The sequence below is a fragment of the Sphingobium sp. D43FB genome, assembly GCF_002312805.1.
GTDB lineage: Bacteria > Pseudomonadota > Alphaproteobacteria > Sphingomonadales > Sphingomonadaceae > Sphingobium.
In genome coordinates this window covers 135,960-155,648 of sequence record NZ_NMUA01000007.1, presented here as the reverse complement: position 1 = coordinate 155,648, position 19,689 = coordinate 135,960, and the positions used below count along the sequence as shown (strand labels likewise).

The window sequence follows — 19,689 nt, the reverse complement described above, 5'->3', positions numbered from 1 at the left end:
TTGCTATCCCGTCATGCGCGCCATGCGATCAATTTGGTTTCGAGAAATTCCTCGATTCCCTCAAGACCCCATTCGCGGCCGATTCCACTGGCCTTGTAACCGCCAAAAGGCAAGTCCCCGGCGATGCACATGCCGCCATTCACGCTGACGGAGCCGGTGCGTATCCGCCTCGCCACCGCAATGGCGCGATCGAGATCGGCCGAATAGACCCCGCCGCACAGGCCATAGTCGCTTTCATTGGCGATGCGGACGGCGTCGTCATCATCCTCGAACGGGATGACGACCAGCACGGGGCCGAAAATTTCCTCCTGGGCGATGCGCATGTCGTTGGTGACATCGACAAAGCAGGTCGGTTCGATGAAATAGCCGCTGCCCTTGTCGGGCCGTGCCTTGCCACCCGCCAGCAGTGTCGCGCCTTCGGCCTGGCCAATATCGATATAGGACAAGACCCGTTCCATCTGCCGCTGCGACACGACCGGTCCCATGATATGCGCGGGATTATCATAGTCGCCCCAATTGTCGCCGAAGCTGGCATAGGCATGTTTGAGGACCGCCTTGGCTTCCTCATAGCGGCTGCGCGGCACGAGCAGGCGCGAATGGACGGCGCAGCCCTGGCCGGCGTGGAAAACCAGCATCGACTGGGCGACATCCATCGCGAAATTGGTGCTGTCTTCCAGCACGATCTTGGCGGACTTGCCGCCCAGTTCGAGGAAGACGCGCTTCAATGTGGCCGCGCCCTGTTCCATGATGCGCTTGCCGACATTGGTGGAGCCGGTGAAGGAAATGAGATCGACGCGCGGGTCGGTCACCAGCATTTCCCCGGCGAGAGCCGGATCGCTGCCGACGATGACGTTGAGGACACCGGCGGGGAAGCCCGCTTCCTGGGCCAGTTCGCCGAAGATCGCACCCATGCCCGGCGTGTTGGGCGCGGGTTTGAGGATGACGGTGCAGCCAGCGAGCAGCGCGGCGACGACCTTGCCCACATTCACATAAAGCGGGACGTTCCAGGGCGTGATCGCGCCGACGACGCCGACCGGTTCATAGACCGCCTTGCGCTGCGTTTCGAAGCCATAGCCGGTGCGGCCGCCATAATCCTTGTCCCACTTCAATTGCGGGAAGAGGCGCAGATAATCGTCCCAGCCGTCGAGCGCCATATCCACATGGGCGCGGCCGACCGCGCCCATCGCTGCGCCGGCTTCGTCGCGCGCGAGGTCGGATAGACGTTCGCGGTTCGCTTCGAACAGGGCACGCAATTTGGTGACCAGGTCGACGCGCTTTTCGACATTGGTGGACCAGTCGGTCGTGTCGAAGGCGCGGCGCGCGGCGGCGATGGCTTCCTCCACATCGGCGGCCGAAGCATCAGCGGCCTTGCCGACCGGCTGGCCGATCCAGGGGCTGATGACATCGAAGGTCTTGCCGCCCTGCGCGTCGCGCAGCACGCCGTCGATGGTGAGTTTTGCGTCGGGGAGAGTGGCCATGGCTAGGGTCTTTCTGTCGATATGCGGGGATAGGGCGATCAGCGGCGGCGCGCCGTCAACGCGACCGTGCCGATGTGCAGGTCGGCGGGCATGTCGATGACGGCGCGGAAGGCGTCGGTGACGGAATCATAATGGGTGATGGGCCGCTCGCGCGGGTTGAGGCCGATCTTGGCATTGTCCTGCATGAAGCGCATGGCGACATCCATCGGCCAGTTGGTGCCGGTCTTGGTTTCGTCCATCATTTGCCCGGCCTGGACCACGGTGACGCGCACATCGTCCGCCGCCAGTTCCCGTCCCCACATGTCCGACATCAGTTCAAGCCCTGCCTTGCCCCCGGCATAGAGCCAGAGCATCGCCATCTTGATCGCGACGGATTCGCTGCTGACGTTGATGATATGCCCGCCGCCCCGCAGCAGCGGCAGCGCTTCACGGGCGCAATAGATCGGCCCGGCGACATTGATGGCGAGGGATGACTGGATCTGGTCGTCGCGCACCTCGGCGAGGGTGAACGGCTCATAGATGGCGGCGTTGTTGATGAGGACGTCCACCTTGGGATGGCGCGTGGCGATCTGCGCGAAGGCGGCGCGGACGGAGTCGGGATCGCCGACATCGCATTGCAGGGCCAAATGCCCCTCGCCCAGTTCGGCGGCTACGGCTTCCAGCTTCGACAAGGTGCGGCCGAGCAGGATGACGGTTTCGCCGTCACGCGCGAAACGCCGCGCCAGGGCGCGGCCGAGGCCGTCGCCCGCGCCGGTGATGATGATCGTCTTGCCCATGTCCTGCTCCATCCTTCAACTCTTGTTGCTTCATCCCATTCCGCACTGGCGCGCGCACGGCAAGGGGGACGGCCATCGCGCGCGCGATGGCTGTTCAGGCGCTGGCAGCCGGCCGCGCGAAATCGGCGGGGTAGACCGAGAGATCGCCATCATAGGCGATGCCGCCGGGCCAAAAGGCCGGGCCGCTGACTTTGCCGAAATAATGGACCGTGCGCGCGACCGAGCCGGAGGCGGAGCGCGGGGCAAAGGCGACGCCGCTGGGGCTGACGCCGCGGGCGCGGGCGCTGAAATCCTTGACGGTAAAGAGCAGGTCGTCGGTCTGCTGCGCGCAGAGAACCAGGTCGCTACCGGGGCAATAGCGTTTGGGTTCGAGTTGCACCGGCGACAGGCGGCCGCGCTTCATGCCAACCTTGCCGGGAACGCGGGTCACTTCAGGGGAATGCACCGTGTCATACCAGTGATGATATTCGGCTTCGCGCCCGGCGACGAAATTGGCGAGGATGATGCTGACGCCCGAAAAGGGCTGATCGGCCCGGTGGTTGGGGCTGAAGGCCCAGTCGGCATACATGGCATAGCTATGGATGCGCTCGCTTTCGTCGCTATCGTCGATCAGCCCGGCGTCGCGCGCCTGGGCCAGGAGTGGGGCGAGCGCGGGCAGGTCGATTTCCGGGGTGGCGGTGTCATGCTCGTAGACGCTCAGATACCGCCATGGCTGGGGGATATCGGGCATGATCTGCTGCGGCGTAATGGCATAGCGGTCGGCCGAGCGGAAGCCGCGCAGGCGGGCAAGATCGTCGCGATGGGGACCATCAAACCAGGCGGCATAGTCCGCTTCCCGTCCGGCCGGAACGTTATGGAGGTGGATGGTGGTATGCAGGCTCATTCCTCTGCCCTCTGGCTGCGCGCGCTTAAACGCTTGTCAGGCGCCAATTCAGCATGGACGGCGACGGTGCGCCAGAGGATTGGGCGGGCCTGATCAATTGATCGCCGGGGCAATGGCGATCAGGCCGAAGGCGGCGGCGACTGCATGGCGATATGTAGGCGAGTGAGGCGCGATTGAGCGATCCGCCATGCCCCGTCGATGCGGATATAGCGGTCGTGATAATGGCCATAGCCGGTCATTGTGCGTCCATCCGCCCAGACAAGATGATCCTGCATCGGCCAGATGCCGGTGGCGGCGTCGCCTGATAGGGTGAGTTCAGGCATATGGACATGATGGACGGTTTTGGCGGTTTCCAGTGAGCGTCGCACGCTGGCAACGGCATCATCGCGCCCTTCCATGCGGGGACCGCCCGATCCCGTCGCATCGAGCAGGAAGTCGGGCGTGAAGAGGGCGGCCCAGCCGTCCCAATCCTTGGTGTCGAGCAGGCGGCAGTAGCGCGCCTTCAATTCAGTGATGGCGAGCCAGTCGGCAAAATCGGGCGCGGGCATCAGAAGCGGAACCCGCGCATCTGGTTGCCGCCGTCGCACAAGATGACCTGGCCGTTGACGAAACTGCCTTCTTCCGACGCGAGGAACAAAGCGAGGTTGGATATGTCGGTTGCCGTCCCCTGCCGTTTGACCGACTGCATGGCTTTGAGCCGTTCCCAATTGGCGGCATCGACGCCTTGGAGCGCTGCTTCGGTTTCCATGAGGCCAGGCGCGATGCCGACGCAGCGAATGTCGTCGACGCCGAATTGCTGGGCCATGGCGTGGGTGAAGACGGTGAGCGACGCTTTGGTGATGCCGTAAGCGGTGGCGGGATTATAGCTGGCCATCGAACATTTGTTGATAATGACGCCCTTGGCCTTTGCCAGCGCGGGACGCAGCGCTTCGGCGAGCAGCAGAGGGCCAAAGGTGTTGACGGCGAAAAAATGCTGCCACTTGGCCATGCCGAGGCCGAAAAAGCCGCGCGCGATTTCGCCTGCATGCAGGCCCGCATTGTTGATGAGGACGTCGAGCCGGTCATGCGCCGACAGGATCGTTGCGGCGAACGCCTGAATGTCGGATTCCTGGCCCATATCGACGCGGTGGATGGACGCACTGCCACCGCCCGCTTCGATCAGCGCCTGGCTTTCCATCAGGCCCGCTTCGTTGATATCGGCGAGGATGAGATGCGCGCCCTCCCCTGCAAAGGCCAGTGCGTGGGCGCGACCGAGGCCGCCTGCCGATCCGGTGACCAGCACGGTCTTGCCGCTGAAACGATGGGCCATGATCCTGCTATCCTTTATGCTTGGTCCATGCGGGTGAAGGTCACTTGCGCAATCCGCCACCCCAAGGGTGTGCGGCGAAAGACGTCGCTGTAGCGGCCCATCACCGTGTCGATTGCGCCGGAACTGCGGCGCTTGAGCTTGACCAGGACCGTCCAGTCGCCGGTCGCGCGATCGCCGTCGATCAGGATTCGTGGCGAATGGAGCATGTGCAGCAGCCATAGGCTGTTGCCCGCAATGGCAGTGCAGAGGAAGTCGGTGATCGCCTGCGCGCCGATCAATCGACCCATGCCATAGTAGCCGACGAAATCCGGCGCGAAGATGGTCGCGAAAGTTGTGCGGGCCTGATCCGGGTCGCTGGCGGCGAGATCGGCGGTAGCGCAATAGCGGGCCTTGAGATTGGCGATCGCCAGCGCCTGCTCCGCGCCGTCGCTCATGCCGGTTCGGTCGCGAGCTGTTTGACCACCAAGGCTTTCAAGTCCGCCGTCTTGATCTTGGCGCTGCCGGTCAGCGAGAGGTCATCTTCGCTGAAGAAGAGGACGCGACGTGGTACTTTATAGCTGGCGAGTTGCGCCTTGGCGAAGGCGCGGATGGCGTCTTCGTCCAGCGGTGCGCCGACATGGGGGACAATGCAGGTGACGACCAGTTCGCCCAAGGTTTCATGGGGCACGCCGACGGTCTGGGTGACCTTTACGCCGGGGCAGGATTTGATGACGGTGTCGATCTCGATCGGCGAGACATTGGCGCCGCCGGTCTTGATGATGTCATTGAGGCGCCCTTCCCAATGCAGCCGTCCTTCCGCATCGAACCAGCCGCCATCGCCTGTATGGAAGAAGCCGTCGGCGTCCACGCTCTCGTCCAGTGGCACGCCGACATAGCCCAGCATCAGCGTCGGTCCCTTGACCGCGATCTCGCCGCGCTCACCAAGCGGCACGACGGTTCCAGTCAGCGGATCGAGGATCTTGAAGATATTGCCAGGCAAGGGGATGCCATGGGTGCCCGCGATCCGATCGTCGGGCGTGCCGGAATCGAAGATGGTGCTGATGGTGAAGGTTTCGGTATTGCCATAGGCGGCCATTGGTTCCTGCCAGTCGGTGCTGACAGTCGGATGCCGACCGAGCGGCGTGTGTTGGCCCACATAGTGGAGCGAGGACAGGTTCACATCGTTCCAGTTCGCCGCCCCCTCTAGTTGCGCCCATTGGTGGGGCCAGGCGAAGGCCATGGTCGCGCGCTCGCGCGCCATGAGGGTCAGCGCTTCTTCGGGCTGGAAGGTCGCTTGCAGGATCAGGCTGCCACCCGACGAGAGCGCGCCGCCGATCGCCATGGCGAAATTGCCCGACCAGAAGAAGCCATTGGCCGACCAGGCGCGGGCATCCTCCTTGGCGGCGAGAAAGCGTTTCCAGCGCCACAGTTGCAGCGTGACGCCGCGGTGCATCGAAAGGATGCCCTTTGGCTTGGCGGTCGAGCCGGAGGAGAAGAAGAGGACGCCGGGGTCGGCAGGCGTGACCGTGGCGGCGGTCGCATCGACCAGCGCCTGATCGACGCTATCGCCGCGCCTCAGGAAAGCGTCCCACGGCTCGATCATGCCCTCGCCGCCACCGAGCGAGGCGATGTGGCGGAGGAAAGGGAAATGGGGTGAGGCGAGCGCACCGGGGCTGGCCGTCGAGATGCCCGGTTCCAGGTCGGTCAGGATCGCGGCAAAGTCCTTTTTGAGGACGGTGCGCTCCATCAGGAGGAGGTGGCAGGCGGACGATTGGAGCAGATGCTCCAGTTCGGCAGGCGTCGAAAAGGTACTGAGCGTCGCGGCGACGCCGCCCGCCAGCGCCGTGCCGAAGGCAGCCGCCAAAAATTCGGGGCGGTTGGTCATCAGGATGCCGACGCGGGTGCCCTTGCCCACGCCGCAGGCGATGAGCGCGCGCGCCACTTCATTCGCGCGCGCCCACAGATCGTCATAGGTCCAGCGGGTGACGCTATCTCCTTCGTGCATCACCAGCGCTTCGGCCGGGCCGGAGCGCGCCGTGACTTCGCGCAACCAGCCGCTCAAGGTCAGCGCCCCCAGCCCCGGCTCTTCACTGAGCGGGGGACCGGCGACGATCGAAAGCGGCTGGTCGGTCATGATGCGTCCTTGGGGTAAGGTTCAGCGGTTCACATCGACGATGATGCGCCCGCGCACCTTGCCGTCCATCAGGTCGGTGGCCGCCGAGATCGCTTCCGACAGGCTGATTTCGGTGGCAATCACGTCCAGCAGGGCGGGGTCGAGATCGCGCGCCAGCCTCTCCCACGCCGCGAGGCGCGGCGCCTTGGGCGCCATCACGCTGTCGACGCCGAGCAGGCGCACGCCGCGCAGGATGAATGGCATGACCGTAGCCGGAAAGTCCGCGCCCTGCGCCAAGCCGCAAGCGGCGACCGCGCCGCCATAGCGGGTCTGGGCGCAGGCGTTAGCGAGGGTGAAGCTGCCGACCGAGTCCACGACACCGGCCCAGCGCTCCTTCTGCAGCGGCTTGCCCTTTTCCGACAAGGTTGCGCGGTCGATGACGCCCGCAGCGCCCAATTGCGTCAGATAATCGGCTTCGGACGCCTTGCCTGTCGAACCGATGACGGTGAAGCCTGCTTTTTTGAGCAGGGCAACGGCGACGCTACCGACCCCGCCAGTCGCGCCGGTAACGAGGATTTCGCCCTGGTCGGGAGTGACGCCAGCCTTGACCAGCGCTTCGACGCAGAGCGCGGCGGTATAGCCGGCCGTGCCGATCGCCATCGCCTGCGCGCCGGTGAAGGCGGCGGGCAATGGCACCAGCCAGTCGCCCTTCAGCCGCGCAACCTGTGCCAGGCCACCCCAATGCCCCTCGCCCACGCCCCAGCCGTTCAGCACGACCTTGTCGCCCGGCTTCCAGTCGGCATGATCGGAGGTGCGCACGGTGCCGACCAAGTCGATGCCGGGGACCATCGGGAATTTGCGGACGACCGGCGACTTGCCGGTGATGGCCAGACCATCCTTATAATTGAGCGTCGAATAGGCGACGTCGATCGTGACATCGCCTTCGGGCAATTGGGCTTCGTCGACCTGCTGGAGCGAGACGCTCTGCTGGTCGTCGGTCTTGTCGATCATGATGGCTGAAAACATGGGGCTATTCCTTTTTGGGAGACGAAGAGGGTGCCGTTGGTGTCAGTCCTTTGCGGAGGCGATCGGCGATGCCGGGGAAGCGATCGGCGCGCATCGAGCCATACATGCACAGGCGCAGCGATTCCTGCGCCACGCGCCGGGCAAGGTCGCGCCGTTCCTGATCCGGGCGGCCATGGGATTGCGCCCAGACCGGCCAGAGAAACGCGCCCGACAGCATCATCACCGACAACACTTCGACGTCGATGCCGTCTTCGGCCAGATCGGTTTCGGCAAAGCGCTGGAGCGACCCTTCATATTCGCGCCAGAAGGGGTCGGCCATCGGATCGGGCGAAGCCAATAGCTGGAGCAGCCAGATGCGGCACAGTTCCGGGTTTTCCATCGCGAAGATGGCGAGGCGGTCGGTCGTATCGGCAATATCGACCTGCTCGACGCGGCGTTCACCGATGGTTTCAGGGTCGCCGAATACCGCGCGGAACATGCGGTCGGACACCCACTCTGCGGTCGCCTCGATCAGTTTTTCGCGGGTTTCGAAATGCTGGTAGGCGGTCCCGCGATTGACCCCGGCGAGCGTTGCGACTTCGGACAGGCTGATCCCCTCCGGCCCATCCTTGGCCAGCAGCGCGCGCGCTGCTTCCAGTATGACTTCGCGTGTGGCTGCAGGATCGCGGGAACGTCTGGTCCGTGTTTGCGTCATGCGGCATGCCTCTCTTGTCGTTCGGGCGGCCCGCCGTAACGATCCGAACGACCGCCCGGCTGGCTCGCCTGGGATAAGAAGGCATAAATCAACATCACTGTTGTCCATTAGGCAAGGCCCGTCATCGCCAGCGCCGGTGATGCGCGTCCTTCGCAGAGACTGCGGGGGCGATCCGACCGATCCTGTGGAAGGTTCGGACCGCCCCGCAAAATCTCAGCGCGATCCGAAGTAGAAACGCACGTTGATGCCGAATTCCCGCGGCGGCGTGACCGTGCCACCGGTATAGGTGCTGGTGAAGGTCTGCGCCGCCGTCGTTGCACCTGTTGCGGTGAAGCCAGTGATCTGCTGATAGCTGGTGAACAATGGCGTGGTGCGGGTCAGAACCTTGGTCGTGTCGAACAGGTTCTTGGCGAAGAGCGATACTTCCCAGCCGCCATCGGGATCGCGGATGCCGGCATAAAGGTTGGCGAGGGCATAGGCGCCGACCTGATCAAAATTATTGCTCGGATCCCCTTGCGACTTGCCGTTATAATTGACCAGTCCGCGCAGGAAACCATCGACCTTGCTGGAAACGGCGACATGATATTCGCCCTGCAAGGTCGCCGTTACCGGAGGCATGAAGGACGAACGTTGCGACACGGCGCAGGACGACAGATTGTCCGCACCAACGGCCGCCTGCAGTTCCGCAAGCGATGGTGCCGCACTCACCAGGTCGGGTATGCCGTCAGCGTTCAGATCATTGCAAGGGATGTTGCCATTCTTGATCTTCCCCAGCGAATAGCTGGCGGTCAGGCCGAGGGTAAGGTTCCGCGTGACATCGACGCTCAGTTCGCTTTCGATGCCGTTCACTTCTACCGGCACGGCACCGACGAAGTTGAAGGATGCGACCTGCTGCGCCGTCCCGGTGACCTGGCCCGCAGCATTGCGGACGGCGACGGTGTTCACATAATAGACGCCATTATTGGGGACGCGGAACGGGAAATTCTTGTAGGTCTGATGGTAGGCGGTCATGTTGAAACGTGCCCGGCCACCCATCAGGGTGCTTTTGAAGCCCAACTCATAGGATTTGGAGGTTTCAGGCGGCAGGTTGAGGAAGCTGTTTTCCAGCGCCGACTTCACGATGTTGAAGTCGCCCACGACGTTGAGGCCCGGCCGCATCGAACTGCCCGTGGCGGCATAGACCAGGAAGTCGGGGGAGAAATTATGCTTCACCGACGCGCTGTAGATGAGCTTCTTGAGATCCTGGATATCGTTGGCGATGATGGCACCATTCACGCCCAACTGGCTGAGCGAGTCATATTTGATCTGGCGCAGGCCGCCGGAGATTTCCGTCTTGTCGCCGATTTGGGCGGTCAGGTTGCCGAAGAAGGATTGTTCATGCGTGTCGTTGGCGCGCAGGATGTTGGTCGTCACGATCGACGCGATCCCGCCCCCGAAAGCCGTGGGGAGACGCACGGGCGTCAGCTGGCTAAGGGCCGTCGGCGAATCCAGCTTGCTGTCGAAGAAGCCGATCACATAGTCGAATATGCCAAGAACCCGCTCCTCATTCTGGAGCCGGATTTCATGCGACGTCCCCTTGGCGATCGTGTCGGTGAGTTGGTTGATGTCGCGACCGATGAAGAAATTGCCGCGGTCCAGATTTTCCGTCGATAGATATTCCTGCTTGCTGTACTGACCCTGATAAATCAGGCGCTGACCCCACTGGGCGAGTTCGGCGCGCCAGTTGAAGATATCGAAGCGCTGATTGATGATGCGCGGCTGTTCCTGGATCGACAGACGATCCTTCGCCGTGATCAGTACCGGGCTGGGTGCGGCCGCCGGATTGGCTTCGCTGAAGGAAATCGACTGATCATAGGTCCGCGCGTCGCGGTCCATATATTGATAGGTGCCTTCCAGCCTGATCCAGTCCGCCGGTTCGATGAGACCGACGACGCGATAGCTCTTGGTCCGCGAATGCGGGTCCGGCGCGCCGGCGCTGCGCACCAGCGGACGGACGCGATCAACTTCATTTTCGTCCCACACGCCCGACACGCGGATACCCGCAATGCCTTCGATAACGGGGATGTTCAGCGCGCCCTTGAAGTTGAGGGTGCCGATATCATTGGCGGTCCAGTCCGCATAGCCGCCAAACTGGTTGAGATCAGGCTTGCGCGTCGTGATGGTGATCGAGCCGGACGGCGAAGCGCGGCCGCGCAAGGTGCCCTGCGGCCCGCGCTGCACTTCGATCTGGCCGATGTCGTACATCTGCTGGATGACCACGCCCGGCGAGATTGGCGCGTCATTGAAGTAGAATTCAACCGTACCGTTGTTGCCGGACGCACTGGCGTCGAAATTGACGCCGCGCAGGCGGGCATTGCCGCCGATACCGTTGGGGTTGGAGGTCAGTTCAAGGCCGGGTGCCAGCGATTTGACTTCGGTAAATTCGCGGAAGTTGAGATTGTCGATGGACTGGGCAGTCACGGCGTTGACGACGGCGGGAACGTCCTGAACGTCCTCGCCGCGACGGCGCGCTTCCACGATGATGGTGGGCGCATCGAAGCCATTTTCCTGCGGTGCTTCCTGCGCGATGGCGGGCATCGCCAGGGTGAGAACCGCCAGGCTGGCGCTCATGCTATAATAGGCTGTCTTCCGCATCCGAAAATCCTCCCCAATTTGGCGCCTCACCCGATCTAAGGCCGGGAACGGCGTGGTCATCATTGTCCTTTTGTGAGTCGCGTTATGCCCGATTAGACTGTGGCGCGAAGCCCTTAACCAACAGGGGTGTTTATATATCGCCGTCGCGATTCCGGTCTGATCGTCGTGCGTTGAGTGCTGGCTTATGGGTGGATCAGGTATCGGGTGGCCCGTAGCGGAAGATGGCCAGCTTGTTGCCATCAAGGTCACGGAAATAGGCGCCATAGAAGCCGTTGGGGTCGTCGCCCCTAATGCCGGGCTTGCCTCCGCACTGGCCGCCAAGCGCCAATGCCCTGGCGTGGACGGCATCAACCGTTGCGCGGCTGTCGGCCTGGATGCCGACCTGGTTGCCGTTACCGGGCGATGCTTCGCCTTCGAAGGGCTTGCCGATAAGGAGCATGCCGCTGTCGGGGGTCTTGTAGGCCACGACGTCCGGGCGGTCGAAGGCGCGGACGGCCCCCAGCAGGGCGGCCAGTTCGTCATAGAAACTCTTGGCGCGATCCAAGTCGCGGGTGCCGAAGCGGGCCATACTAATCATGCGGTGCGTCCTCCCATGGTGGTCCAGCGTTCGGGGGCCATCCAGACATATTCGGTATAGTGGCCGAGCCACGCGCGGGTATCGAGATAGAGAAATTGGAGCAGGCCGGGTGTGCCGCCTTTCAACACGACGGGATAGGATTGCCGGTCGACCTGCGCCAGGAAAGCGTCCCAGTCATCGACGCGGTGGCAAACATGGTGGAAGCACAGTCGGTCGTCGGCTGGCAGCGCGTCGCGGTAGAGGGCGAGGACGTCGCCCTGCCCCGGCTGGATCAATTCGATCTGCATGTCGCCGATCCAGAGGAAGGCGAGTTTCTGCGTACCGATGCCTTCGCCATGGGGCGTCCAGAGAGTGACGGAGACTTCGGTTTCCATAAGCAGGCGGATGTCGGCCCGCTCCCTGAACTCTGCCACGGCCTGGTCGATGTTTCGGGTCACATAGGCATTTTGATAATGGCGTCCGACGATCATCCTGCCGCCCTCTCCTGCTGATGCGTTCTGATTATGCGTACAGCGACTAGGACAATGGATTGCGGTTTTTTCAAGGCAGTGAATATCGCCATCGAGCCATTATATAGATATTCAGCCAGAGGATAGTGGCGACAGACGCCGCTGGCGAAATTGGCGGGGGGTGGCACCGGTCGCGCGGCGGAAGGCGTAGGCGAAGCTGGAGGGGGAGGCAAAGCCGAGCGCGAAGGCGATTTCCTTGATGCTTTGCGGGGTGGCGAGATGGCGCTTGGCCATGTCGATCCGGGTCTGGGCGATATGATCGCCGATCGAACAGCCCCGCGACGCGCGAAAACCGCGCGTCAATTGGCGGGGGGACAAGTTGCACAGCGCGGCCAGTTCGCCAAGCGTCGGGGGTGGGCCAAGCATGTGCAGCCGTTCCTCGATCCGGCGCAAGCGCCAGGAGGACAGGCCACCACTGACTGGCCCTTCGCCGATCGCCTGGCAATAGCGGGCCACTTCGATCGCCAATTGCCGGGCGATGAGTTCGGCGAGGATCGCGCTGCCGGACCCTGGATGACGGACTTCGTCGGCGAGCCGCAACAGGCAGGCGCGCATGTGCGGATGGGTGATGTCGAGGCCCGCCGCCAGACGCCGGTCGGTCCATTCGATGCCGCCATCATCGAGCCAGCAGTTGATCGCGGCGGCCGGAATTTCGCAGATGACCGAAGCCTGCCGGCCGCCGGTTTCGCTGCGGATATGGATTGCTTCGCCGGGCGGCACGAGGAAGATTTCGCCCAATGGTTCGTAACGATGCGGTCCCCAGCGGTCGCGATAGCAGCCCCGCGCCTTTTCCGGACGGGGCGTCAGGCACAGGTCGAGCCAATAATGGTCGGTGCGGTAGAAGAGCCGGTCGGTCGGCTGATCGAGATGCAGGCGCATGATCCGTATCAGTGCCGAGGGCACGATCAGTTCCGCCTCGAACAGCGATTCGGCATAGGTTTCGGCTGGCGGCACGGGCGCTCCGGGGCATAGATGTCTTGGCTCGATATAGTGGTTATGGCCTGATCTCTACAGACAGGTCAATTGCGGCCTGTCGCGCGCTGATCGACAATCGCGCGCAGCAAAGGACCGCCGTCGGGCGGCGACATTTCATAGGAGAGCGACAGGTGGCAGGTCTTTTCGACTGTTCGGACAAGGTGACGCTGGTGACCGGCGGCAATGGCGGCATTGGCCTGGGCTTTGCGCGCGGCGTGGCGAAAATGGGCGGCAAGATCGCCATTTGGGCGCGCAATGCGGACAAGAATGACGCGGCGAAGGCGGATTTGCTGGCGGCGGGCGCGGCGCGCGTCGAAACCTATCAGGTCGATGTGGCATCGGAAGAGGCGATCATTGCGGGCTATGCGCAATTGCTGGCCGATTTCGGGCGAGTCGATTGCGTGTTCGCCAATTCGGGCCGCGCGTCGCGCAGCCGGTCGGTGCTGACGCTGGACGCGGCCGAATGGCATGACTTGCTGGCGGTGAACCTGCACGGGGCTTTCTTCACCTTGCGCGAAGGGGCCAAGGCGATGGTCGCGCGGGCAGAGGCGGGTGAACCCGGCGGGAGCCTCGTCTATTGCGGCAGCTTGTCGATGTTCCACGGCATTGCCGGCATAAACAATTATGCGGCGTCGAAAGGCGGCATGGGCGCAGCGGTGCGCGGCATGGCGGCGGAACTGGGCAAATATGAGATCCGCGCGAACAGCATCGCGCCGGGATATGTCAAGACCGGCATCGGCGGCGATCAGGGCATGAGCGAGGAAATGAAGGCGCGCATGGCGGCGGTCGACGCGCATTTTTCCGCCAAGACGCCGATCCATCGGCCCGGTGCCATCGAAGATTTCGAGGGGATCGGCGCCTATCTCTGCTCCGACGCATCGCGATTCCATAGCGGCGATACGATCGTGATCGATGGCGGCAGCCTGATCTATCCCCCTTACGCCTTTTGATCGGGAGACGATCCATGCGCCTGCTCACCATCCATGACGTCGATGACGTGCGGCTCGATCCCTATGAACGGCCCGAAGCCGGGCCGAAGGATGTGGTCGTGAAGATGAAGGCCTGCGGCATTTGCGGCAGTGACCTCAGCTACATCAAAAATGGCGGCATCCCGACGCCGGGCAAGCGGACGGCGCTGGGCCATGAGGGTGCGGGCGAGCTGCTGTTCGTGGGCGCGGAGGTGACCGGCGTGTCGGTCGGGCAGAGCGTCATCATCAACCCGATGATGACGCCTAGCTATATCGGTAGTGGCGGGCCGGAGGGGGCGTTTACCGAGGAATTGCTGGTCCGTGACGCGCGGCTAGGCGACAGTTTGCTGCCGATCCCCGATGGCATCCCCTATGATGTCGCGGCGATGTGCGAGCCGTTGTCGGTGGCACTGCATGGTGTCAACCGGGCGCAGGCGAAGGCGGGCGACAAGGTCGTGATCTTCGGCTGCGGGCCGATTGGCCTTGGTATGATCCTCTGGGCGGTGGACCGGGGGTGCGACGTGATCGCGCTCGATCTGGCGGAGGAGCGGCTGGAACGGGCGCGGGCGCTGGGCGCGCAAACGATCAATCCGGCGCGCGAGGATGCGATCGCGCGGATCAAGGCGATCCATGGCACCGTGATGGTGTTCGGGCGGGAGAAGGCGCTGACCGACGCCTATATCGATGCGGCGGGTGCGCCGTCGATCTTGCGCGACGTGGTGACGCTGGCCAAGACGCATGCGCGGCATGTAATTACGGCCGCTTATTTGAAGCCCATCGAACTGCCCGCCGGGCCGATGCTGACCACAGAGATGACGATTACGACGGCCGTCGGCTATCCGACCGAAATGCCCGATGTGATCGCGGCGATGCCGCGTTTGCAGGACAAGATCGCGGCGCTAATCAGCCACCGCCTGCCGTTCGACCGGGTGATCGAGGGGCTGGATATTGCCGCACAGCCGCAATCGGCCAAGGTGATGATCGAATTTGCGGACGACGCCGCATGAGCGACACGCCGCAGACGCCTCCCCAAACGCCGCTTGGCGCGCTCGTCATGGGCGGTCAGGGGCAGACAGACGCCGAGCGGGTCGGCGACGGCATCTTCATGGTGAAGGATATTTCCAACGCCTATCTGGTGACGACGGGCGATGGGGATTTGCTGGTCAATACCGGGTTTCTGGGCAATGGCGCGCGCAACAAGGGGTTGTTCGCGCCGCATCGCAGCGGGCCGTTGCGGCGCATTATCGTGACGCAGGCCCATGCCGACCATTATGGCGCGCTGCCTGATCAGATGGAGGCAGGCACCCAGGTCATCGTCGGGTCGGGCTTTGGCGAGACGGTGGACTATTTCGAGCGGCTGGCCCCCTTTCTGGGCCGTCGTTCAGGCAAGCTGTGGGCGTCGATGACGCGGCGCGACGGGCCGCCGCCCAAGCCGCCGGTGATCGTGCCGGACGTGGAGGTGGCGACCAGCCTTGCCTTCGCGCAGGGCGGGCGCGCCTTCGAGGTGATCAAGACGCCGGGGGGTGAAAGCCTGGATTCGGTGTTCGTGTGGATGCCGCAGGAAAAGACCGTCTTTACCGGCAATCTGTTCGGCCCGGTGTGGCGGGCGATGCCCAATCTGGTGACGATGCGCGGCGACAAGCCCCGAATGGCGCGGGCCTATCTGCGATCGGTCGAGCAGGTGCGGACATTGGGCGCGGAATTGGTGATCACCGGTCATGGCGATCCGATCCGGGGGGCGGACAATATCCGCGCGGATCTGGACGCGATGCACGTGGCGGTCAGCTATCTGGAGCGCGAGACGATAGCGGGGATGAATGCGGGCCGGACGGTGCAGGAATTGATGCGCGAGATCGCCCTGCCCGATGCGCTGAAGATCGGCGAATTTCATGGCAAGACCAGCTGGGTCGTGCGCGCCATCTGGGAAGAAAATGGCGGCTGGTTCCATTATGCCGATGGCACGACCGCGCTTTATGGCGTGCCGCGTTCGGCGGTGAGCGGCGATCTGGTCGAACTGGCTGGCGGTGCAGGCGCGATCGTGGGCCGGGCGCATGGGCATGTGGCGGCGGGGCGGCCTTTGGAAGCGCTGCATTTGTTGGACATCGCACTGGACGTTGTGCCCGATCATGAAGCGGGAATGAGCGTGCGCAAGGCGGCGCTGGGGCAATTGCTGGCGGCGAGCGGCAGCACGAACCTGTCGGAAACCATGTGGCTGAAGGCGGAGATCGCCGAGACGGAGAAACGCCTCGCCAGCCCAACAGATAAGGGAGAAGGATGATGACCACTACCACCGCAGGGCTGGACGCCGATGCGCTGATCACCGCGGCGCGCGAACAGACGGGGCTGACCGATCTGGGCGATGACGCGATATTGGAGGGGCTGTATGTCCTGGTCGATGCGATCAATGGCGAGGCGAAGCTGACCGAGGCGGCGCAGGGGCGCTGGGCGCAGCAGATCACCGCCACGCTGGCGAACCGCTTGCAGGTCGAGGATTATCTGGCGCGGCATCCTGCGTTGCTGGATGCGCCGGTGGACAAGCCGCTGTTCGTGTTCGGCCTGCCGCGCACGGGCACGACGCTGACGATCAATTTGCTCAATGCCGATCCGGCGCGGCGGTGCTTCCTGCGCTGGGAAGCGTTCAACAGCGTGCCGCCAGCGGCGAAGGGCGCGCTCAGTAGCGATCCGCGCTATGTAGCGGAACAGGCGCGGCTCGACATGATGCTCAAATATGCGCCGCATATTTCGGCGATGCACCATGAGGATGCGGACAGCCCGACCGAGTGCCAATTTTCGATGGCACCGTCCTTCTGCGCACAATATTATGACTCGGTGCTCAATATTCCGAGCTATCAGAAGTGGTTGTTTTCCACGAGCTACCTGCCTGCCTTCCGCTATCAGAAGCGGTTGTTCCAGATGTTGCAGGAGAATGAGGGCGGGCAATGGACGTCGAAAAATCCTTGGCATCCGTTGTTTCTGGATGATCTGACGACCGTTTATCCCGACGCGCAATTGGTGATGACGCATCGCGATCCCGCCGATGTCGTCGCGTCGGCGTGCAGCCTCGTTTATCAGGTACGCAAGATGTTTAGCGACGATGTCGATCCGGTCGAGGTCGGCAAGTCGCAGCTGCGCACCTTCGACCTGATGATCGAACGGATGCTGGCCTATCGGGAGAAGCATGGCTGGGATTCGATCCACGATATTCAGTATGACGCGCAGGTGCGCGACCCGATCGGCGAGATGCGGCGGCTCTATGCGCGGTTCGACACGGAACTGACGGCAGAGGCGGAAGCCGCGATGCAGGCGATGCTGGATGCCAATCCGCAGGGCAAGCATGGCAAGCATAGCTATGATCTGGCGGATTATGGGCTGGATCGCGCGGGTGTGCATGCGCATTTCCGGGATTATACGGCGCGGTTTGGGATTACGTGCAGGGCATAAGTGACCGGCCTCATCGACCCCGTTCGGGCTGAGCCTGTCGAAGCCTTGCCCTTCTGTTCAAGAAGTGCGGCCCTTCGACAAGCTCAGGGCGAACGGAGGAAGGAGGCGAAGGCAAAACGGCGAACACCTCCGTCGCGCAAAGATGAGTTTACCCCGCTCGCGCCATCTCAAAACAATAGCGGAGATGGTCCATATGGCCGTCCGGCACGGGTGCGAAGTGGAGGGCGTTGTCGGTGGCGCGGATGGTGTCGAGATTTTCGGCGATCTGTTCGATGGTCCAGTCGGGGCGGAACGCGCCTTTGGTTTCCATCGTATAGGCGCGGGCGACGCGGCCGGCCATGGCGATGAGCATTTCGCCGGTCACCGCGCACTCCTCATGAGCCAGATAGCCGACCGTCGGCGCGACAAGGTCCGGGTCCATCGGCGGATAGGCGCTGGTGTCAAGGCCGTCGGCCATGCGCGTGACGGCACCGGGGAGTATGATGTTGCTCTTGATATTATGCGCTGCGCCTTCGATCGCGGCGACGTTGGACAGGCCGGTCATCGCGGCCTTGGCCATCGAATAATTGACCACGCCTGCATTGCCATAGAGGCCGTTGAGGGAGCCGGTCAGGATGATGCGGCCATAATTGGCGGCGGTCATGTGCGGGAAGGCGGCGCGCACGACATGGAAGGCGCCGCGCATATGGACGTCGAGGACCGTCTCGAAATCGGCGTAGCTGAGGTCATTGAGCGATCCACGCCGGACGATGCCCGCATTGTGGATAAGGATGTCGATGCGGCCAAAATGGTCGATCGCCGCTTCGATGATCGCCTGGCCGCCTTCGGGTGTGGCGACGCTATCCGTCGAGGCGACCGCTTCGCCACCGGCCGCGCGAATTTCCTCCACCAGTGCCTGGGCGGGACCGGCGTCGGTGCCCTCCCCCTGCATCGACACGCCGGGATCATTGACGATGATCGTTGCGCCGCGCGCTGCCAGCAATAGCGCGTAGGCGCGGCCAAGCCCCCGGCCTGCTCCGGTGATGACGGCGACCCGGCCGTCGAAGCGCATCTCGTCCATTTTGCGGTCCTCTCTTATCGTTTCGCCCGATCCTAGCGGCGGACGCGCAACGCAAAAGGGCCGCCGACGCATATCGCTGCGGCGGCGGCCCCCTCTCCTACCCCCTCAAGGGATCAGGCAGGCTTGCTGGGCAGTTCGGCGATCGAGGTGCCAAAGGCGGAGACTTCGCCGCGATGGGTGGTCGCCTGCTGTTGGATTTCGACATATTTCTTGCCGTCTTCCTCAAACTTGCGGATCACGCTGCCGTCGATGTAGATCGCGTCGCCATCGGGATTGTGGCGGCGGATCTGGCACTTGCTGCGCGTCAGGAAGCCATCGTCACCGATCCAGTTGGTGATGTGATGGGTCAACCAGCTGCACCGTTCCGGGCCATAATCATAAGCGCCGGGCGCGCCGACTTCGAGCGCGAAGGCTTCGTCCCAGTGAACGCGCTCAGGGCAATCTGGCACGTTGAAGCGGTTGCGGATGCCAAGGCCGGGATGCGCCTGCTGCATCTGGTTGGCCAGCTTGTTGGCGCGGATATAGAGGCCGCCCCACCCTTGCGCGTAGCAGATGAAGCCTGTGACCGTCATCGGTCCCTTCATCATGCGCGGCAGTTCGTCGCCGACTTGCACGTCTTCCCAATAGCGGGGCACCGAGCCGCGAATTTCCTCTTGGCTGTACAGGCGGGTAAATTCAGCCAGTTCTTCCTCGGTATATTGCTCCACGCGACCGCGGGCTTCGGTATATTTGGTGCCGCGTTCGCGGGCTTCGTCGCGGTCGGTGCGGAATACCCAGCTATCGCCTTCGGCTACCTTGTCGCCCGACTGGTTGAAGAAGTCGACATGGTAGATTTGCTGAAAGCTGCGACCGGCGAACTTGGTATTATGTTCGACCAAATCCTTGAGATAGGCTTCGGTACGGATGGTGTCGTTGCGCAGCACCGGCTTGTGCCAGGTCCAGTCGGCCCCCGCCCACATGGCATGGACGCCCGACAGGCCGCCGCAATAGCCCGAAATGATGCGGCTGGTGGTGAACAGGAAGCTGGGCAGCGCGACGAGCGAGCCATATTTGGTCTTTTCGGCATAGGCCGGATCGCACCACAAGGGATTATCGTCGCCAATGCCATGAGCATAATGACGGATCGCGTCGCGGGTCGCTTCATAATTCCACGGTTCGACCGTATTTTCGATCTTGACGCCGATGCGCTTGCGCAGGTCGTCCAGGCCTTCTTCGGTGATCTTGGGGAATTTATTGGTGGGGGCTTCCGCCAAAGTTGCCATGTCTT

Annotated in this window: 19 protein-coding genes; 4 read left to right on the top strand and 15 right to left on the bottom strand. The window is 63.2% G+C overall.

The genetic code is table 11. The annotated features are described in order from the left end of the window. Positions 1–11: 11 nt before the first annotated feature. From SxD43FB_RS08455 to SxD43FB_RS08395, 13 genes are all read right to left on the bottom strand, one after another. The gene (locus SxD43FB_RS08455; protein WP_096061791.1) at positions 12–1,478 is read right to left on the bottom strand and encodes an aldehyde dehydrogenase family protein; all 1,467 of its coding nucleotides are present in this window, start codon (positions 1,476–1,478) and stop codon (positions 12–14) included. A gap of 38 nt (positions 1,479–1,516) precedes the next feature. Then, positions 1,517–2,266, bottom strand: a complete 750-nt coding sequence (locus SxD43FB_RS08450; RefSeq protein ID WP_237236134.1) for an SDR family oxidoreductase — start codon at positions 2,264–2,266, stop codon at positions 1,517–1,519. An 82-nt stretch (positions 2,267–2,348) separates the two neighbouring features. After that, positions 2,349–3,137: a hypothetical protein gene (locus tag SxD43FB_RS08445; protein ID WP_096061790.1), complete on the bottom strand. Its 789-nt coding sequence runs from the start codon at positions 3,135–3,137 to the stop codon at positions 2,349–2,351. A gap of 119 nt (positions 3,138–3,256) precedes the next feature. Beyond that, positions 3,257–3,685 carry a nuclear transport factor 2 family protein gene (locus SxD43FB_RS08440; RefSeq protein ID WP_069064282.1) on the bottom strand — a complete coding sequence of 143 codons (429 nt, stop codon included), beginning with the start codon at positions 3,683–3,685 and terminating at the stop codon, positions 3,257–3,259. Beyond that, positions 3,685–4,446 carry an SDR family oxidoreductase gene (locus SxD43FB_RS08435; RefSeq protein ID WP_096061789.1) on the bottom strand — a complete coding sequence of 254 codons (762 nt, stop codon included), beginning with the start codon at positions 4,444–4,446 and terminating at the stop codon, positions 3,685–3,687. Before SxD43FB_RS08435 ends, SxD43FB_RS08440 begins: the two co-directional genes overlap by 1 nt. A gap of 14 nt (positions 4,447–4,460) precedes the next feature. Continuing rightward, a complete protein-coding gene (locus tag SxD43FB_RS08430) occupies positions 4,461–4,880 on the bottom strand; it encodes a nuclear transport factor 2 family protein (RefSeq protein ID WP_096061788.1) in 420 nt (139 codons plus the stop codon). Beyond that, the gene (locus SxD43FB_RS08425) at positions 4,877–6,559 is read right to left on the bottom strand and encodes an AMP-binding protein (protein ID WP_096061787.1); all 1,683 of its coding nucleotides are present in this window, start codon (positions 6,557–6,559) and stop codon (positions 4,877–4,879) included. Before SxD43FB_RS08425 ends, SxD43FB_RS08430 begins: the two co-directional genes overlap by 4 nt. Positions 6,560–6,580: 21 nt before the next feature. Beyond that, positions 6,581–7,564: an MDR family oxidoreductase gene (locus SxD43FB_RS08420; RefSeq protein WP_096061786.1), complete on the bottom strand. Its 984-nt coding sequence runs from the start codon at positions 7,562–7,564 to the stop codon at positions 6,581–6,583. Between the two features lie 4 nt (positions 7,565–7,568). Further along, positions 7,569–8,258 carry a TetR/AcrR family transcriptional regulator gene (locus tag SxD43FB_RS08415; RefSeq protein WP_043149822.1) on the bottom strand — a complete coding sequence of 230 codons (690 nt, stop codon included), beginning with the start codon at positions 8,256–8,258 and terminating at the stop codon, positions 7,569–7,571. Between the two features lie 213 nt (positions 8,259–8,471). Then, positions 8,472–10,892, bottom strand: a complete 2,421-nt coding sequence (locus tag SxD43FB_RS08410; protein WP_096061785.1) for a TonB-dependent receptor — start codon at positions 10,890–10,892, stop codon at positions 8,472–8,474. Positions 10,893–11,085: 193 nt separating this feature from the next. Beyond that, entirely contained in the window at positions 11,086–11,469 is a 384-nt protein-coding gene (locus SxD43FB_RS08405) for a VOC family protein (RefSeq protein ID WP_096061784.1), read from the bottom strand. Further along, positions 11,466–11,939, bottom strand: coding sequence for a VOC family protein (locus tag SxD43FB_RS08400; protein WP_096061783.1), 474 nt, complete (start codon positions 11,937–11,939; stop codon positions 11,466–11,468). The genes SxD43FB_RS08405 and SxD43FB_RS08400 overlap by 4 nt, the downstream gene beginning before the upstream one ends. 111 nt (positions 11,940–12,050) lie before the next feature. Further along, on the bottom strand, positions 12,051–12,932 hold the full coding sequence (locus SxD43FB_RS08395; protein ID WP_096061782.1) for a helix-turn-helix transcriptional regulator: 882 nt from the start codon (positions 12,930–12,932) through the stop codon (positions 12,051–12,053). Positions 12,933–13,084: 152 nt separating this feature from the next. Here SxD43FB_RS08395 and SxD43FB_RS08390 point away from each other — a divergent pair, with 152 nt between their 5' ends. From SxD43FB_RS08390 to SxD43FB_RS08375, 4 genes are read left to right on the top strand one after another with little or no spacing between them, the layout of a single operon-like run. Next, a complete protein-coding gene (locus tag SxD43FB_RS08390) occupies positions 13,085–13,903 on the top strand; it encodes an SDR family oxidoreductase (RefSeq protein WP_096061781.1) in 819 nt (272 codons plus the stop codon). A 14-nt stretch (positions 13,904–13,917) separates the two neighbouring features. Continuing rightward, positions 13,918–14,928: a zinc-binding dehydrogenase gene (locus SxD43FB_RS08385; protein WP_096061780.1), complete on the top strand. Its 1,011-nt coding sequence runs from the start codon at positions 13,918–13,920 to the stop codon at positions 14,926–14,928. Then, a complete protein-coding gene (locus SxD43FB_RS08380) occupies positions 14,925–16,199 on the top strand; it encodes an alkyl sulfatase dimerization domain-containing protein (RefSeq protein WP_096061779.1) in 1,275 nt (424 codons plus the stop codon). Before SxD43FB_RS08385 ends, SxD43FB_RS08380 begins: the two co-directional genes overlap by 4 nt. Next, complete coding sequence (locus SxD43FB_RS08375) at positions 16,199–17,362, top strand: sulfotransferase (protein ID WP_096061829.1); 1,164 nt, start codon at positions 16,199–16,201, stop codon at positions 17,360–17,362. The genes SxD43FB_RS08380 and SxD43FB_RS08375 overlap by 1 nt, the downstream gene beginning before the upstream one ends. Before the next feature lie 148 nt (positions 17,363–17,510). Here the strand turns inward: SxD43FB_RS08375 and SxD43FB_RS08370 are convergent, their stop codons facing one another. Together SxD43FB_RS08370 and SxD43FB_RS08365 are read right to left on the bottom strand one after the other, a co-directional pair. Next, positions 17,511–18,422 carry an SDR family NAD(P)-dependent oxidoreductase gene (locus tag SxD43FB_RS08370; RefSeq protein ID WP_096061778.1) on the bottom strand — a complete coding sequence of 304 codons (912 nt, stop codon included), beginning with the start codon at positions 18,420–18,422 and terminating at the stop codon, positions 17,511–17,513. A 113-nt stretch (positions 18,423–18,535) separates the two neighbouring features. Beyond that, positions 18,536–19,684 (bottom strand): MaoC family dehydratase N-terminal domain-containing protein, encoded by a 1,149-nt coding sequence (locus tag SxD43FB_RS08365; RefSeq protein WP_096061777.1) that lies wholly within the window; start codon positions 19,682–19,684, stop codon positions 18,536–18,538. Positions 19,685–19,689 lie beyond the last annotated feature (5 nt).

Bases quoted from the DNA above. Each gene is read 5' to 3' on its own strand.
- SxD43FB_RS08410 (WP_096061785.1), bottom strand. From the start codon at position 10,892: ATGCGGAAGACAGCCTATTATAGCATGAGCGCCAGCCTGGCGGTTCTC.
- SxD43FB_RS08435 (WP_096061789.1), bottom strand. From the start codon at position 4,446: ATGGCCCATCGTTTCAGCGGCAAGACCGTGCTGGTCACCGGATCGGCA.
- SxD43FB_RS08445 (WP_096061790.1), bottom strand. From the start codon at position 3,137: ATGAGCCTGCATACCACCATCCACCTCCATAACGTTCCGGCCGGACGG.
- SxD43FB_RS08440 (WP_069064282.1), bottom strand. From the start codon at position 3,685: ATGCCCGCGCCCGATTTTGCCGACTGGCTCGCCATCACTGAATTGAAG.
- SxD43FB_RS08455 (WP_096061791.1), bottom strand. From the start codon at position 1,478: ATGGCCACTCTCCCCGACGCAAAACTCACCATCGACGGCGTGCTGCGC.
- SxD43FB_RS08425 (WP_096061787.1), bottom strand. From the start codon at position 6,559: ATGACCGACCAGCCGCTTTCGATCGTCGCCGGTCCCCCGCTCAGTGAA.
- SxD43FB_RS08430 (WP_096061788.1), bottom strand. From the start codon at position 4,880: ATGAGCGACGGCGCGGAGCAGGCGCTGGCGATCGCCAATCTCAAGGCC.
- SxD43FB_RS08450 (WP_237236134.1), bottom strand. From the start codon at position 2,266: ATGGAGCAGGACATGGGCAAGACGATCATCATCACCGGCGCGGGCGAC.
- SxD43FB_RS08400 (WP_096061783.1), bottom strand. From the start codon at position 11,939: ATGATCGTCGGACGCCATTATCAAAATGCCTATGTGACCCGAAACATC.
- SxD43FB_RS08365 (WP_096061777.1), bottom strand. From the start codon at position 19,684: ATGGCAACTTTGGCGGAAGCCCCCACCAATAAATTCCCCAAGATCACC.
- SxD43FB_RS08380 (WP_096061779.1), top strand. From the start codon at position 14,925: ATGAGCGACACGCCGCAGACGCCTCCCCAAACGCCGCTTGGCGCGCTC.
- SxD43FB_RS08415 (WP_043149822.1), bottom strand. From the start codon at position 8,258: ATGACGCAAACACGGACCAGACGTTCCCGCGATCCTGCAGCCACACGC.
- SxD43FB_RS08375 (WP_096061829.1), top strand. From the start codon at position 16,199: ATGACCACTACCACCGCAGGGCTGGACGCCGATGCGCTGATCACCGCG.
- SxD43FB_RS08420 (WP_096061786.1), bottom strand. From the start codon at position 7,564: ATGTTTTCAGCCATCATGATCGACAAGACCGACGACCAGCAGAGCGTC.
- SxD43FB_RS08385 (WP_096061780.1), top strand. From the start codon at position 13,918: ATGCGCCTGCTCACCATCCATGACGTCGATGACGTGCGGCTCGATCCC.
- SxD43FB_RS08370 (WP_096061778.1), bottom strand. From the start codon at position 18,422: ATGGACGAGATGCGCTTCGACGGCCGGGTCGCCGTCATCACCGGAGCA.
- SxD43FB_RS08405 (WP_096061784.1), bottom strand. From the start codon at position 11,469: ATGATTAGTATGGCCCGCTTCGGCACCCGCGACTTGGATCGCGCCAAG.